Genomic DNA, 959 nt, shown 5'->3' with positions numbered 1-959 from the left:
ACAGGTCCTATAATCAATGTCCTTAAAAACATATTAGCCTGAAAAAAGGACACTGATCATAGCCCTGTCGTTAGGCAACATAAAAAGAAACGACATTGACAAATAGAAAAACCAACTTCAAAACCATTTGGCAAAGAGCTAAAATTAGACCGATATTACTACTTTTTGCATTTCAAGGAATTGCATTCGCATTATTACTATTTCTTCCAATGGGATTAATAATGAATTCATTGGGAGATAGCTTCCCGTTTGTTGAAAACGTTGAAAAAATCCAATCTGATGGAGAAAAAGCAAATGCTGTCCTGACAAACATCAAAGGAATTAACAACATTACGATTAACGGAAATAATCCTCAAATCTTGACTTACGAATTTGATTTTAATGGACAAAAAACGGAATCAAAATTTAGTGTATTTGAACCTGACAAAACTGATTTTTTAAAAACGGGAGATATTATTCCAATTAAACATTTGAACGGACAATCAATACCGACAGAATTTGAACAGTACACTTTTAATATGGATTTTATGTATTATATAGCTGGAGTTGTTCTTTTAATTGGGCTATTTCTTTGCTATCTTCTATACTCACGAATAAATAAAGAAATCTCATTATATAAAACAGGCAGAATTATGGAGGGGAAAATAGTTTCAATAAGCCATAATAAAGGTTTCACATTTTCGAAATTTGGTTCGTCAATGGATGTGCATTATGAATATGGAAATAACGTTACGAAATCGAGAACTAATAATTTTGCTTTAACAAATAATAAATCAGTTGGAGATTCAATAAAAATTTTGGTTTCACAAGACGGAAATTCATCTTGTCTATATCCAGAATTGATTGCGAAAACTAATGGTTGGAAAGAAAATTACGTTGCCTAACACCGTATATAATTTATTGCTAGTTCTAGCCTACTTACGAAAATCCTCGCGGATTTTCTATTCGGTTTTTATTTG

General features: G+C 31.3%; 1 protein-coding gene. It reads left to right on the top strand.

Annotated elements, in window-relative coordinates; genetic code table 11:
* The first annotated feature begins 95 nt into the window (after positions 1-95).
* On the top strand, positions 96-884 hold the full coding sequence (locus Q4500_RS18610) for a hypothetical protein (protein WP_303601058.1): 789 nt from the start codon (positions 96-98) through the stop codon (positions 882-884).
* Positions 885-959 lie beyond the last annotated feature (75 nt).

It is taken from the genome of Maribacter sp. 1_MG-2023, assembly GCF_030547005.1.
GTDB lineage: Bacteria > Bacteroidota > Bacteroidia > Flavobacteriales > Flavobacteriaceae > Maribacter.
This window is presented reverse-complemented; position numbering and strand designations above follow the sequence as displayed.